The 14,288-nt window shown below is 73.3% G+C and carries 11 protein-coding genes; all 11 read right to left on the reverse strand.

The genetic code is table 11. The annotated features are described in order from the left end of the window. A partial coding sequence (locus tag VEA62_RS15950) for a hypothetical protein (RefSeq protein ID WP_324823654.1) occupies positions 1–250 on the reverse strand: 250 nt, incomplete at its 3' end. Beyond that, the gene (locus tag VEA62_RS15955) at positions 250–900 is read right to left on the reverse strand and encodes a hypothetical protein (RefSeq protein ID WP_324823656.1); all 651 of its coding nucleotides are present in this window, start codon (positions 898–900) and stop codon (positions 250–252) included. The genes VEA62_RS15950 and VEA62_RS15955, both read right to left, overlap by 1 nt. An 86-nt stretch (positions 901–986) precedes the next feature. After that, the gene (locus VEA62_RS15960) at positions 987–1,481 is read right to left on the reverse strand and encodes a hypothetical protein (protein WP_324823658.1); all 495 of its coding nucleotides are present in this window, start codon (positions 1,479–1,481) and stop codon (positions 987–989) included. Further along, positions 1,478–1,786, reverse strand: coding sequence for a phage holin family protein (locus tag VEA62_RS15965; RefSeq protein WP_324823659.1), 309 nt, complete (start codon positions 1,784–1,786; stop codon positions 1,478–1,480). The genes VEA62_RS15960 and VEA62_RS15965 overlap by 4 nt, the downstream gene beginning before the upstream one ends. A gap of 223 nt (positions 1,787–2,009) precedes the next feature. After that, positions 2,010–2,846, reverse strand: coding sequence for a glycine-rich domain-containing protein (locus VEA62_RS15970; protein ID WP_324823660.1), 837 nt, complete (start codon positions 2,844–2,846; stop codon positions 2,010–2,012). Positions 2,847–2,853: 7 nt separating this feature from the next. Continuing rightward, on the reverse strand, positions 2,854–3,528 hold the full coding sequence (locus VEA62_RS15975; RefSeq protein WP_324823661.1) for a hypothetical protein: 675 nt from the start codon (positions 3,526–3,528) through the stop codon (positions 2,854–2,856). Beyond that, the gene (locus tag VEA62_RS15980; protein ID WP_324823663.1) at positions 3,525–4,778 is read right to left on the reverse strand and encodes a hypothetical protein; all 1,254 of its coding nucleotides are present in this window, start codon (positions 4,776–4,778) and stop codon (positions 3,525–3,527) included. Before VEA62_RS15980 ends, VEA62_RS15975 begins: the two co-directional genes overlap by 4 nt. Beyond that, on the reverse strand, positions 4,775–5,671 hold the full coding sequence (locus tag VEA62_RS15985; protein ID WP_324823665.1) for a hypothetical protein: 897 nt from the start codon (positions 5,669–5,671) through the stop codon (positions 4,775–4,777). Before VEA62_RS15985 ends, VEA62_RS15980 begins: the two co-directional genes overlap by 4 nt. Continuing rightward, positions 5,671–7,236: a hypothetical protein gene (locus tag VEA62_RS15990; RefSeq protein ID WP_324823666.1), complete on the reverse strand. Its 1,566-nt coding sequence runs from the start codon at positions 7,234–7,236 to the stop codon at positions 5,671–5,673. The genes VEA62_RS15985 and VEA62_RS15990 overlap by 1 nt, the downstream gene beginning before the upstream one ends. Beyond that, on the reverse strand, positions 7,233–13,646 hold the full coding sequence (locus VEA62_RS15995; RefSeq protein WP_324823739.1) for a phage tail length tape measure family protein: 6,414 nt from the start codon (positions 13,644–13,646) through the stop codon (positions 7,233–7,235). The genes VEA62_RS15990 and VEA62_RS15995 overlap by 4 nt, the downstream gene beginning before the upstream one ends. Then, positions 13,643–14,284 (reverse strand): hypothetical protein, encoded by a 642-nt coding sequence (locus VEA62_RS16000; protein WP_324823667.1) that lies wholly within the window; start codon positions 14,282–14,284, stop codon positions 13,643–13,645. The genes VEA62_RS15995 and VEA62_RS16000 overlap by 4 nt, the downstream gene beginning before the upstream one ends. Positions 14,285–14,288 lie beyond the last annotated feature (4 nt).

The following is a 14,288-nucleotide window of genomic DNA, read 5'->3' on the forward strand; positions in this document are numbered from 1 at the left end:
AGAGAACCTTTAGGCTGTGGACAAACCGCGGCTGTGGACAAGCCGGCGCGGGCGGGACGGCCCGCCGCTCGGCCGCGTCCGCGAGCATCGCCCGCACACCGAGATCCACGAGCCGTTGCCCGAGCTGGACGGCGGCGGCGCCCTCGAGCACCCGCTCGCCCAGGAGCACGCCACCCTCTACGTGCAGCGTCACCCGGACCGTGCGCCCGCCGCCCGCCTCGGTCGCGGCCAGAAAGGTGCGCGGCCGCATCACTTGCCGCGCCGGAACAGCCCGCCCAGGCGCCCGACCGCCCCCACCGCGCTCTCAACCGCGGCGCCCAGCTTCCCCTCCCCGCCCGCCACTTTGCCGGCCTCGCGCGCGAGGATGTAGGTCACCACCACCGCCGCCGCCGGCCCGGTGGCCTCGGCGTAGAGCGTGGCGTAGATCGAGCCGCCGGCGAACATCTGCCCGGCGATCGGCTCGATCCGCGTCGTCAGACCGAACGCCGCAAGGAGCGCGTTTACACACATCGCCGCGCCGTCGATCACGATCAGATAGAGCGGCACGAGCAACAGGTGCGACATGCGCCGCACGATCACCGGGCGGGTGGTCATCCGCAGCCGCGCCACCTCGCCGGCGACCGCCGGCGGCAGCGCGCCCAGGACAGCCGCCGACACCTCGCCCTGCTCGAGCGTCAGGCGCTCGGTCTGCGCGCGGTAGAGCGTCACCTCGGCCTCGAAGCGCCGCGCCCAGGCGTCCGCCTGATCGGGCGGCAGCGCCTGCACCTCGGCGGCGAGCGCCACCGGCGACGTGGCGGCCGGCGGCGCGCCGGTGACGCCTTCATAGATCGCCTTGCCGGTGGCGAACAGGTCGGGCAGTTCGGAGAGCGCGGCGAGCGCCCCCATCAGAAGCGGAGCCATGTCGGAGATCCCTCAAAAACGGCACGGGCGCCCCGAAGGCGCCCGCCGATGGTTGCACGGTTGCGTGGCGCCACGGCGCCACGGCGTCAGGCGAAGCCGCAGCCAGCCGCCGCGTACTTCTCCACGAAACCGGCGGGCGTGCCCTTGCCGGCCTCGGTGTTGTAGTGCCGCTTCCAGTAGCGGCCGTACCCTTCGAGGTCGCCGGCGGCGGGCAGCGGCTCGGCGACGCGCCGGTAGTGCAGCCGGCACAGGGCGGCGGCGTAAGCGAGGTTGGTCACGAGCTGCTCGACGGGGCGCGGCCACGTCGCGAGCAGCGCCTCCACCTGGGCGCGCAGCTCCGGCCGATAAGCGATCATGTTGCGCCACAGGTCATCGTGCGTCGCCTCCTCCATCTGCCACAGCCCGTAGGCCGGGCCGAGGCGGTCATCCGCGCCCGAGGTGACCTGATCGAGCAGGCGCAAGCCGGTTTCGGCGGCCGCGGTGCCAAGCACGAGGTCCTCGGCGGCGGCGCTCCACAGATCGAGGCGGACGAGGACCGGGCGGATCACGAACAGACGGAGGTGTCGGGGACTGAGGCTCATGATTTGGTCTCCTTGGCCGCGGCGCGCGCCTCGGCCCAGCGGGTGAAAACGAGGTCGAGGACACGCGGCCCCAGGAAGGCGACGCCGATCGCGAAGGCGAAGGCCGGGCGGCCGGTCATGCCGGACATGTCGGCCACGCCTTGGCCGATGAACCCCATGGGGATCGCGATCATGGTTTCGACCGCGAGCAGCCAGCCGATCGCCGGCCGGCGGCCGTGGCGCACCTGATCGAAGTGGTAGAGCCAGCGCCCGAGGACCCCCGGAAGGATCGGCGCCGCCTCGGTGAGCAACGTCATGCGGTCCATGCCGGCGCCCTCCCGCATGCGAGACGGGCGCGCGGCGGGCGCGGGGAGGCGGTGGCGCCGGCGGAGCCGGCACCCGGCGGGGGGTGCGTCATGGTCGGGGGTGCCCTTACGAAAAACGCCCGGCGGAGGAGGTCCTCGGCCGGGCGCGGGTGGGGTTGCTGTAGAGTGTCAAGCCGTGGCCGCGGGGTCAAGCCGTGGACGGTGGAGTGTTGTCGCGGGCGCCTCACGCCGCCAGCGCGGTCAGATACCGCAGGATGAAGACGCCCGACCCGCCGGCGCCGGACTGCGACCCGGTGCCCTTGCCGGCGCCGCCACCATCGCCCTTGTTGGCGCGGCCGTTGCCGGCGGCCGGGCCGGTGGACGCGACTTGCGCACCGTTGCCCGTTCCCCCGGTGCCGGCGGCGCCGGGGGTGATCCCCGTCCCGCCGCCGCCGGCCGCGTAGTTGACCGCCGTGCCGGTGATGGACGATTGGCGGCCGGGGCCGCCGTTGCCGCCGAGGTTGACATAGGCGTCACCCCCACGGCCCGCGGCCCCTCCGCCGCCGCCCGCGCCGTAGTTCGGGGCGGCGTCCCAGCCGTTGCCGCCGCCGTACCCTTGGGTCGGGTTGGCGGTGGCACCGCCGGGGGAACCGCCCCCGTTGTTGTACCCGCCGCCGGACGCGCTGCCCACATCGCCGCCGGCGCCCGTCCCGACGTGGACGCCGCCGGCGCCGCCCTTGGCGGTGCGCCCGAGCGCTGTCGTGTTGCCGCCGGCGAGCCCGTTCGTCCCGTCCGTCGAGCGCGCCGCGCCGCCCTGACCAATGACCACCGGATAGGAGCCCGCCGCAATGGCGACGCCCGTCTCTTCGATGACACCGCCAGCGCCCCCGCCGCTGCCCGCATTGAACGCGCCGCTGCCTCCGCCGGCCACCAACAGAATATCGGCCGTCAGCGTGCCGCCGGTGACGATCAAGGTATCGTTGGCCGTGAAGGTTCTGACGGTGTAAAGCCCGTCGTATGTGACGGTGCCGCCGGTGACGGTGATCGCCGGGCCGCCGCCCATCCTCATGCGGTTGAGCATGGCGCGCCTACCACGTGAGCGGGAACAGGGCGCGGATCGCCGCCACGTCGCCCGCAACGCGCGCGGCCTCGGTCGCCACCAGAAGCCCGCGGCGGCGCCCCTCGATTCGGGCGTTGAGCACGGTCCATGCCTCGGCGGTCGCCAGCACCACCGCCGCCACCTCGGCGCGCGTCGCCCCGGTCGCCTCGGCCTCGGCGTCGAGGTAGGGGAACACACCACCCCCGCCGGCCGCGAAGCGCGCGGCCTCGGCCTGCTTGGCGAGGTACGTCGCTTCCTGCCCGACCGCCACGGTGATGTGGGCGCCGCGCTGCGCCCCGGCCTCGCGGTTGATGCGCTCGACGGCCCACCCGGCAACATCGTCCACCGGCTTGTCGGCCGGGCTGTAGACCGCAAGCGCGCTCTGCCCGTCCTCCGCCACCGTCACCACGGGATCGCCGAGGGTTTGCGTGTCGGGGTCGTAGGCGTCCCCGACGACGGCGCAGGGCAGCACCCGGAACGGGCACCCCTCCCAGGAGAGAGCCTCCGTCAGAGTGACATGCCCGCCCAGCGGGACGCCCGCTATCGCTCGATCGGGAAGCGCGTCCAACAGCCCCCCAATCGCTACACCGAAAGAAAAGCCCGACCAGATGGCCGGGCCGAACACGACAGCGTTGTTGCTGTCCACAATCACGGCCTTGGTCATGCCTTCACATCCTTTCGGGCTGACAGGTGCACCCGTCCCGTCGTCTCGGCCACGTAGTCGATGGCCGTGCAGGCGCCGGCGGTGCTGGTGATCACGAGGGTGGACAGGCCGCCGGCCGTCACGTAGCCGCTGGCGAAGGCGAGGGTCCGGCTGCCCGTCCCGTCCTGATAGATGTAAAAGGTACCGGCCTGCTCGGCGGTCACGTTGGACGGGAAGCCGAGCGTGCGGTTGCCCCCGAGGGTCACCTTGAAGCTGTTGCCCAATGAGAAGTCCACCGCGATGGTGGCGGCGTCCGTCAGCGTAACCGCGGCCTTCCCCTGCACCGGGCCGGAGAACTGCCCGCCGGTCTTGAGCATCGGCATGGCTGCCGCCGACAGGTAATCCACGCACCGCCAGTTGCCACCCCCCAGGCTCTCGAACCACGCCACGTCCCCGGCCGCCGCGGTCAGGTTGGCGCCGCCGGGCAGGATCAGCGACGCGGCGTTGTGGGTCAGCGTGAGCGCCCCTGCGAAGGTCACGCGGCGCAAGGCGCCGTTCTGGGCGGTGCCGAGCGCCGTAATCGTTGTGGTGCCCGTTACCCTCACCGCGTTGCCGGCGGCAGCGCCGATGTCCGTGGTCGCGGCACTGGCGATGGTGACGGCGGTGTCGTTCAGGCTTCCGGTCAGGTTGCCGCCGGACAGGCTGCCGGTGGCGCCCACATCGCCGGCCCGCACGAAGCTCACCGTCAGCGGGTCTGCGTTGGCAAAGGGCATCGCGGCCGATCCGCCCACGTGGGCCACCGCGACCTTGCGGTAGCCCACCGCGGCCGCGACCCCGGAGACCGTGAACAGAAGCCACTTGGTCGCGTCGGTGCGGTGCTGGAGGCGTAGGTGGCCCTTCACCGCGTTGGTGCTGTCGTCCAGGCTGTCGAGGAGCGCGGTGAGGTCGGCGCCGGCGGCGTCGGCGAGGTCGGCGAAAAGCTGGGTCGCCGCGCTCGCTGTGGCGGCGTCCAGGCGCACCACGCCGGCGCCGGGGTCGGCGTCGGCGGTCGCGCTCGCGAACGCGCAGCGCCAGGAGAAGCCGGAGGCGCCGGCCGTCGCCACCGCCTCATCCGCCGCGTCCGCGGCCTCCTCGGCGGCGTCGGCCATGGCGCCAAACCCCTTGACGAGGTTGACCTCCATGCCGCTGGGGCCGTCGAGACCGCCCGGATTGTCGTCGGCGTCGTAAACGTCGGTGTTGATCGTCCTCAGCAAAGCCGTTGCGGTGCTCATACCGTGATCTCCTCAAGATGGATCGCGCCGGCCGTGAGCTTCGGCGCAATCCAGCGGTTGGCGTGGGGCTCGCGCTTCTGGAAAAGCCCGCCGTAGCGGAAGCAGTCGCCCAGGCTGTCGACGTCGGGCAACCACACCACCGGCCGGCTCCAATCCACCCGGCGCGCCATGTCAAAGAGCGCGTCGCGCAACCCGCGCGCCGCCACGGCGCGCTGGATCGTCACCGAGCGGTACCCGGTCCCCGGCTCCACCGAGACGCCGCCGCCGGGGAACCGCGTGATCTCATCGGTGGGCGTGTAAACGTCCTCGCTGTCCATATGCCGCGCGAGCGGCACGCCGTCGCTCAGCCACATGTGGCCGATCGAGTAGCCGGTGGCCTCGCTGTTGTCGGCCTCGTACGCCGGCCCGTAGAGGGTCCAGCGGAACGCCGCCGGGCGGCAGACCGGGACGATGCAATGCACGTGCGTCGGGTAGAGCGCGAAGTCCTCGGGCGGCAGATCGCCGCGGAACAGGTTGGGGTCACCCCAGCGGAGATCCCGCCAGTCGGTGAGGCTCGGGATCACCGCCCGGTCGGCGCCGTCGGCGCCGCGCGTGTCGAACAGCCGCGTGGTGGCGTCGAGCGTGACGGCGCTCGAGAACAGCTCGAGGCGCCAGCGCGCCGCCTGCCTCAGGTTGGTGTCGAACAAACCGCCGTAGGTGCAGGGGTAGCGCTCGGGAAAGGCGCCGGTGATCGTCACCGGCCCGCCGGCGGTGCCGAGCGTGGTGGTGACGGCCGCCGCAACCAGCGGAAGCGTTTTCACGTTGTCCAGCGGCGCGTTGGCCTGATAGGCCGCCGAGCTGGTCAAGGTGGCGGTGGGCACGCGGTTGCGATCCGCGAGATAGCCGTACCCCATCAGGTCCTCACCGTGAGTGTGGCGCGCGTCGAGCGCATCGTCTTGCCGATCACCGTCACCAGCCGGCCGCCCTCGAAGCCGGCCACGTCGTCATCGACGGCCACCACCGAGCGCCGCGTGACGCCGGGGGCCAAGTCGTAGACGGGGAGGTCGTAGACCCCGACCACCCGCTTGAGGTCGGCGAGGAACTCGGCCGCCTCGGCGTCGGCGTCGGCGCGGGCGAACAGCGCGGTTTCGATCGTCACCGTCCGGGCGCCTTTGTAGGCGGCGGCGGTGGCCGGGTCGCTCACCGGGCTCTCGCGCCACGCCGCCTTGAGCAGCTTGGCGTCCGCCTCGGTGGCCGAGCTGGCGAGCGTTGCCGCCGGCGTCGGGATGCGGGCGAAGCGCAGCGTCACCGCCTTGGCGGGCAGACCGCGCCCGGCGGCGGCGCGCGGTTGCAGCCCCGGCGTGGTCCGCCCCTTGACGTACGTGGCCGCGGGAGCGCCGGCGGCGGCCGGCAAGCGCCCCACCGAGAGCTTGCCGTCCTCGCCCATCAGCCAATAGCCGCGCGCCAGCGAGCCCAACAGACCGTCCAGCGCCTGCCGGCCGGTCGTGCCGTCGCCGGGCGCCAGCCACAGCCCCATGGTGCGCGGCGTGGCGTCCAGCGTCGCCACGCTGGCGGTGTCCACCTCGGCCAGCGTCAGGACGCCGGTGTGCGTCACCGCGAGGTGCTGCGCCAGCTCGCCGGCGTAGCGCCGCCACACGCCGCCGGTCTTGTCGCCCTTGACCTCGCACATGGGCGCGCTCGGCCGGGTGCCGCCGAGCGTGATGATGCCGGTGGCGGGGTCCACCTTCCATTCGCTGGCGCCCGGCGTGCCGCTGGTGACCTTGGTGAGCCGGGCGCCGCTGTCCCAGAACACCGCCACGTCCTCGATCGCGTGGGCGCCGTTGACCGAATAGGTGTGCTTGCCCCCGATCACCCCCAGATAGGTCGGCTCGGCGTAGCCGTGGCCGAAATGGCGCTCCTTGGTGCGCCCCTCGAGGTCGGCGCCGTCGCCGGCGCTGTAGGTCTCGCGCAACACCGGATCATCGAAATCGGCCTCGCGCGTGCGGATCGGGATGGTGATCGCGCCGCGCGCCGGCTCCGGCATCTCCATCACGCCGCGGAACACCACCGCCGCGGTGGAGAGCGCGGCGCCCGCCTCCACCACCCGATCGACCACGGGCCAGCCGGCAAGCGCGTAATCGGTCAGAAGCAGGTTGAGCGGGCGCTCCGGCAAGGTCACGGTGAGCCACGTTCCGGCGGTGACGTCGTACACCCGCGCGCGGCGCTCGCCCTGCCAGTCGAGCGCGTTGCTCAGCTCGATCCGCCCCACCTCCACCCGCGTGGCGCCGAGCGCCTCGCCGAGCGCCACCAGCGCCACCGAGACCGCCGCCGGCGTACCCACCAGCGGCAGATACGGCAGCGCCGCCGGCGTGTCGGTGGCGCGCGAGCGGTACTTGCCCAGCGAGAGATACCAGCGGTGCACGTGGCCGCTGGCGAGGTGGTAGGCGTCCAGCTCGATCAGCCGGGCTTTGGCGGTCATATCGGCACCCTCTTGCGGGCGGTTTCCTCGGTGGCGGTGGCGACGCGCTCGAGGATCGCCGCGGTGCTGGCGGCGATCATGGCGCGCTGCTGTTGGTCGAGCAGGGTGGCGCTCTCCACCGCCGCGGCGAGCGCGCTCACCGCGGCGGTCAGGGCGCGGACCTCGGCCGCGGTGCGATCCTCGGCCGCGCTGGCGCGCGCGGCGGGGAAGGCCACCACGTTTCCGCGGTCGTTGGCGGCGAAGCGCACGGACGCATCGTGCGGCATGATCGCCTCGCCGCCGCGCAGGCGCATGAGTTCCGGGCCGCGCTCGCCCACCCACGCCCAGCCGGCCGGCGCCGAAGGCGTGCCGGTGGCGAAGCCGGGCACGCCGCCGCCATCGCTGCCGCCGCCGCCGAGCATCCCGCCGGCCAGCCCGCCGATCCCGCCCAGGCTGGCGCCGGCGCCGCCGGCGGCGACGCGGATCGCCGCCTCAAAGGACCGCGCCCAATCGGGGTGCGCGCCCATGAAGGCGAGGAGGCCGCCGGCGCCGAAGTCGCCGGAATACCCCATGGCGCGCGCCACGGCGTTGCGCCGCGCCTGGGACACCGAGACGCCGCCGATCGACAGCATGACGTCCGCGCGGCCGCCGTCGGAGAGCGCGCCCTCCGGGGCGGTGAGGGCGCGCGCCAGCGCCGTGGGCTGGGTGTTGGCAACCACCGCCTCAAGGGCGGTGAGCGCGTCCGTCCGCAGCGTGCCGATCGCCGCGACGATCGGGCTCGCCACCGGGTTTTCCGTGGTCGCGGCGAGGCGGGTGAGCGCGTTGCCGACGGTGGTGGAGAGCACGCCGTGCACCGCCGAGAGCCCCTCGGACAGCGTGCCGTCGGCCTTGGCGATGTCCTTGAACGCGGTGATCTCCGCGCCGCGCGCGGCGGTGATCGCCGTGTTCAGCTCGGCGAGCCGGGAGGCGGAGAGCTTGGTCGCCGTCGCGGTGACCTGGGCTGGCGTCTCGCCCGCCTCGATCTTGTCGGCGAAGGTCTCGAGCGCCCCGGTGACGGCCGTGTAGTCCGCCACATACCCCGCGCTCGAGGCGTACACCCCCTGCGACGCCTTGAGGAAGGTGGAGGCCAGTTCGGTGAGGCGGCCGATCGCGTTGGCGTCGCCCTTGCCGGCGTCGGCGAGCGCCGTCTCGAACGCCGCCTTCGCCTCGGCGCGCTGCGCGTCCGGCGCCAGAACCGACAGCTCCCCCGTCTTGATGTCCGTGAGGTAGTTGCGGATCGACACGCCCAGGCCGGTCATGGCGGCGGCGGTCTCCTCGGCCTTGGCGGCGGTGCTGGCGTACGCCTCGCCCAGCTCGCCGAGGAGGGTGGTGTATTGCTCGGCGCTCATGCGGTCCCGGTCGAGCGCCACGGTGAGCCGGAGCGCGGCGCCGGCGTAGTCATCCGCCGTGGCGGTGCCGGCGCGCGCGGCGGCGACGAAGCCGTTTAAACGCCCCACGAGGTCGGGGAACTCCTCCGGGTTCAGCCCCGCCGACAGCATGGCGTGGCCGAAGCCGGGGGCGCCGCCGCCGAGGGTGGCGCGCACGCCGAGGAGGCCGGTGCGCTTGGCGTCGGCGGTGGCGCCCCGCGCCTGGGCGGCGCTGCGCAGCGCCTCGGCGCCGGTCTTGAACCGCGCGGTGACGTAATCGACCAACGCCCCATACTGCGTGGCGTCGATCCGGCTGGCGTTGAACGCGCGGCCGAGGCGCTCGATCGTGCCGGCGAGGTAGGCGCCGGAGGCGGTGCCGGCGCCGGCGGCGGCGGAGAACGCCGTGAGGTCGGCGGTGAGGGCGGGGCGCTCGCCGGGGTCGATCCCGGCGCCGAGCATGGCGATCCGCGCCCCGCTCACCGTGCCGCCAAGGGTGCCGTAGGCCCTGGACACGGCGGACACCGGCGTCAGCGCGAGGGCACGGTGCGCCGCCAACGCCTCCTGGGCGACACCGCCAAAGAGCTGCACCCCGGCGGCCGCGGCCTCCGCCGCCTTGGCGGCGGCGGTGCGGTAGCTCTCGGTGAGAGCCCCGAGCGTGGCGTTGTACTGATCGGCGGACACGACCCCGGCGCGCAAGGCGGCGTCGAGGGTGGCGAGCACGCCGCGCAGCGCCGCGGCCGAGACCTCGCCGGCGCCGAGCTGATCCCACACCGACGCCACCGCGGCCGCCACCCCGCTCGCCAGCGGCGCGGCGTCGGCGTCGAGGCCGAGGTTGAGCAACAGGTCGGTGGAGGAGACGCGATAGCCGCCGTCGATCGCCGTCTCCACCGCCGCCCGGCCGCCGCGCGTCACCCCGCTCACCATGCGGTCGTAATCGGCAATCATCTTGTCGGTGTACTCGCGCACCAGACGCGCCTGCTCGGCGACGCTGTAGCCGAGCGCTTCCATGGTCGGCCGGAAGGCTTCGAGGTTGATCTCCGCTTGCTTGGTGACGGCGGCGACGCCGCGCAGGCTGTCAAACGTCTTGCCGAGGCCGAGCTGCGCCTCAAAGACCGTGCGCAACTTCGGCAGCGCCTCGGCCTCCGTCGCCAAGCCGAGATCGAGCACCCGCGCCTTGAGGTCCACGAACTGTTCTTTGAACGCCGCGCCGGCGTCTTTCGCCGCCGCGGTCATATCCTTGATCTGTTCGCTGAACGGGTTGTACCCCTCAGCGGTGTATTTCATGATGCCGGACCATTGGACGCCGGCGCCAATGTCCTTGACCGCTTCCTCCGCCGTGGTCGCCTTGGTGTTGCGGATCGCCTGCCGGACGAACTTATCGCCGTGCAGATAGGGGATGCCGGGCGCGATCTCCTGCACCGCGTCGGCGATGGTGCGGGTCACCTCCCGGAAACGTTCGACCAACATCGTGGTCTTGGTGACCATGCCCTCACTGTCACCGCCGATGGTCTCGACTTCATCAAACCCGTCCGAGACGCGCTCGGTGATCGTCTTGGTTGCCTTGCCGCCCTTGCCCGGCGTGAAGTCGGCCGGGGTGTTCGCCTCCATATACTTGAGGGCGTCGATCATCATCTTGCCGGCGTCGGCGCTGTGCGAGACCACCGGCCCATCCCAGCCGCCCAGCTTCAATTGTGGCCCGGTGTTGGTGGCGTTCTCGGTGCCGACGAACAGCCCGCCGCCGGTCAGCGTCAGGCCGGAGCCGCGGACGATCTCGTGAATGCTTTGCGTGATGCCGGTGGCGGCCGACTTCATGCCGTCAACGTTGGTGCCCTTCTTGCCGCCGGCGCCCTCGTTGTAGATCTGCCCGGTCGTCACGTCGGAGAGGTTCCAGGCGCCGGAATACTGCGTGGAGGGCTTGCCCGAGGCGCCCATGATCGCGGTCACCGCCGCCAGAATGGCGGCGGCGATCCAGCCGTAGACGGGGATCGCCGAGAGCGCCGCCGTCGCGCCGGCCATGCCGCTCACCCCCGCCGCGCTCGCCGCCGCGCCCATGCCCATAGCGCCCATGGCCGCGGTGCCCGCCGCCATGGAGCCGACGCCGAGCACCGCGCCGGACACGCCAGCCCCCACCCGCGAGCCGTTCATGAACCGGTTGGAGAGAGCGGCGCCGCCCATGCCGCCGAGCATGCCGTAGGGCGCGGCGTAGCCGATCGCCCCCGCGGCGCTGGTGAAGGCTTGACCGCTCTGGGTCAACGTCATGCCGTTGGTGATCTGCGCGGCCCCGATGGTGTCCACATAGCCGGCCGCAATGCCCGTGCCGGGGGCCACCGCGTTTGAGGACAGGCCGAGGCTGTACCCCAGGGACGAGGTGGCGAAGCCGTTGGCCGCGGTGCCCAAGGTGTTGGTGCCGGTGAGCGCGTTGTAGCCCTGTTGACCGGCTTGCAGGATCTGCCCGTAATTGGCGCCGCCCCCGCCCGCCGCCGCCCCCGCGGCGCCGGCGTTGCCGCCGCTGAAGGCGTCCCACAGCGTCGGCGCGTTGGAGCCAAGGACGGCGTTGCGCAACGGGTTGATCGCGCCCAGGCGGAACAGATCGGCGGCGATCGAGGCGATCACCCCCTTGACGACGTTGCCCCACTTGACCGCCTTGCCCTCGCCCTGCACGAACGCCTGGGTGATCGCGTCGCCCACCCGGTCAAACGCCTGATCGAGCACGCGCCCGACCTCGGCATAGGCCGCCTGGGCACGCTCGGTCTCGCTCCTTTGAACGGCCAGCGCGTCGGCGTTGGCGAGGATCTGCTTCCCCTCCTCCGAGGTCTCCGACACGCCGCGGCGGAGGAGGTCCTGCTTCGCCTTGAGCACCGCCAGTTCCCGCGCGCGGGTCTCGGCGGTGGCGCCGACAAGCCGGCGCTCGGTCTCGAGGGTGGCGCGCTCCTCCGCCTGGGATTGCAGCATGCCGGCGGCGGCCGCCTTGCGCTGCGCCGCGTCCTCGCGCTCGATCGCCGCCGTCTTGCGCTCGATCACCGCGATCAGGCGCTCTTTCACCTCCCCCTCGGCGGTCTCGAGAGCGGTGGTCTCCTCGAGCGTCGCCGCGCGCACCCGCTCGGCCAGCTCGGCGGCGCGCTGCGCCTCGGTGCCGCGCAGCGCCGCCGCCGCAAGGCGCTCCTGGGCTTCGGCCGCGAGCGTGAGGCCGTGCGCCTGTTGACCGCCGGCCTCCACCGCCTTGGCGGCGCGCTCGGTGAGGATCTCCTGGGCGCGCGCCGCCGCGTCCACGCCGCTGGTGAGCGCCTCGAGCGCGGCTTGCCGCTCGGCGTCGGCGCGCGCCGCGGCGGCGGCCGAGGTGAGCCACGCCGCACCGACGGCGAGGGCGCCGCGCGCCTGCACCGAGAGCTGGGCCGACTGATCGGCGATCGCCGCGCCCAGCTCCCGGCGGGCGCGCGTCTCGGCGATCGCCGCCGCCTCGTTGCGCGCGGCGAGGCTCTCGCCGCGGCGGAAGCTGTCCTCCCACGCCTGGGCGCCGGCCATGAGCACCTGTCGCTCGGCCCCCACCGCGGCGAGCGCCTTGAAGTAGCGCTCGTTGGCCTTGCTCACCCCGTCGAGGCGCTTGGCCTCGTCCTCGGTCATGGCGTCGGGGCCACGCGACCGCGGGCGGCCGCCCCCCGGCGCGAAGCCCGGCTTTTGCGCGTCCATGGCGCGCGACAGGCGGCGCTGCTCCTCGATCAGCGCCGCCTCGCGCGCCTCAAGATCGGCGATCTGCGCTTGCAGCGCCGTGATCCGGCCCGCCATGCGGGAGGAGCCGGAGCCTTGAAGGTCAGCCAGCTCGCGGCGCTTGTCGGCGATCTCACGCCCGACACCGACGATCTCCTGCTCCGGCGTGGGGGCGAGCGCCGCTTTCCAGCCGCGCGCCGCCGAGGCCGCGGCCGCGGCCACCCGCTTCGCCGCGTCGCTCGAGCCGAGGCGCTCAAGGAAGGCGTCCCAGGCGGTGGACAGGTCGTGGAAGGCGTTGCCCCACTCCGAGCGCATCGCCTGGGCGGCGCCGCCGAAGCGCTCTTTCAGCGCCGCGGTGGCGACGGCGAGCGCCTCCACCCGGCGCCCCTGCTCATCGAACGTGCGGATGCTCTCGAGCTGATCACGGGTGAGGAAGCCGAGTTCCTCGTCCAGCTTTTCAATCCCGGCGGCGCCCTTGGCGTAGGCGGCGGCGAGCTTGGTCGCCACGTCCTCCACCTTCTGGCCGAGCACGCCCTCCATGTCGGGGGCGAGGCTGGCGAGGTCGCGCACGGTGGCCTCATCCCGCACGCCGCGGTTGGACACGATCGCGCGGATCGCGCCCATGACCTCGGTGCGGGTGCCGGCGCCCTGTTGCGCCACCTCGGCCGCCATGCGGCGCAGCCGCTCGGCGGTGGTGTCGAGCTGAGGGTTGAGGGTGGCGAGCTGGGTGGACAGCGCGCGCGTCTCGCTGGCGATCCCGGCGATCCGCGTCCCCACCAGCGCGGCCGCGCCGCCGATCGCCGCGAAGCCGGCCACCGCGGCGCCGGTGGGCGTGGCGAGCAGCGAGAGCGCCCGCCCGACGCCGCCCACGGCGGCCGAAGCCTGGGGGCCTTGCTGCATGAGGATGAGGAACGGGTTTTGCCCGCCGGCGAGCTGCACCGCCGCATCCTGCAACTGGTAAGTGAGGTTGGTGACCTCGTGCGCCGCAAGCTTGGTTTGCCGGCCGGCGCCGGCGGCCGCGCCGCCCATGGCGTTCGCCGCCGCCACGGCGCGGCGATAGCGCTCCTCGGCGCCCGCCAGCACGCGGTTGGCCTTCTCCTGCTCCATGCGCCCATCGGCCACCGCGGCGGCGATGCGCTTTTGCGTGGCGGCCAGCTCCGCCGTGGCCTTGGCGATCGCCCCGGTGGCGCGCGCCTGGACGTCCTCGCCGAGCACCTTGCGCGCGGCCGCGTCGCCGGCGGCGCCGAGCGCGTCGAGGCGCCGCTTGACGTCGGCGTCGCCCGACAGCGCATAGACGAGATCCACGCGGCGTTGCGTCATGCCGAACCCCTTTTCTTGGCAAGCCGCGCGTCCTCTTTGCCGAGTTCGCGCGCAAAGCGCTGTTCCATTTTCGCGAGGCGGCGCTGATACACCGCATCGACGTTGAGCCGCTTGGCGAGGATCACTTTCTTCACCAGCACCCACAGCACCACGCGGGTGCGGCGCGCCACGATCAGCGCGCGGGTGCTCGAGATCCGGATGAAGACGGTGGGCACCGCCGCCGCCTTGCCGTACTTGAAATCCGCCGGGCGGGCCGGGCGCTCGGAGTTGCCGCGCCCCGCCGCCCTGGGCGTGGCGCGCGTCGGCACCGCGAGCCACGTCGCGCCGTCGGCCTCGATCACTTCGCCGCGGTCGAAGACGTCGAGCAGATCGGTGAACTGGCGCCGGCCGCCCGCCTTCGGGCCGTAGGTCGCCCGGCTGTAGGCGTGCGCCTCGGCCGAGAGCGCGTAGCCGCGCGCCGGATCGGCGCGGAAGCGCACGAGGTTGGCGAAGGTGCCCAGGTGATCCGAGCGGCGCTTGCTGAACGCGCGCTCCGCCTGCTTCACCAGATCGCGGCGCGCCCCGGCGGCGGCGGCGCGGACGGCGATCGTGCCCGCCTTGGCGATGATCGCCGCCTCCTCGCCGAGCTGGGCGCGCAAGGCG

The sequence above is a fragment of the Brevundimonas sp. genome (assembly GCF_035627475.1).
Taxonomy (GTDB): domain Bacteria; phylum Pseudomonadota; class Alphaproteobacteria; order Caulobacterales; family Caulobacteraceae; genus Brevundimonas.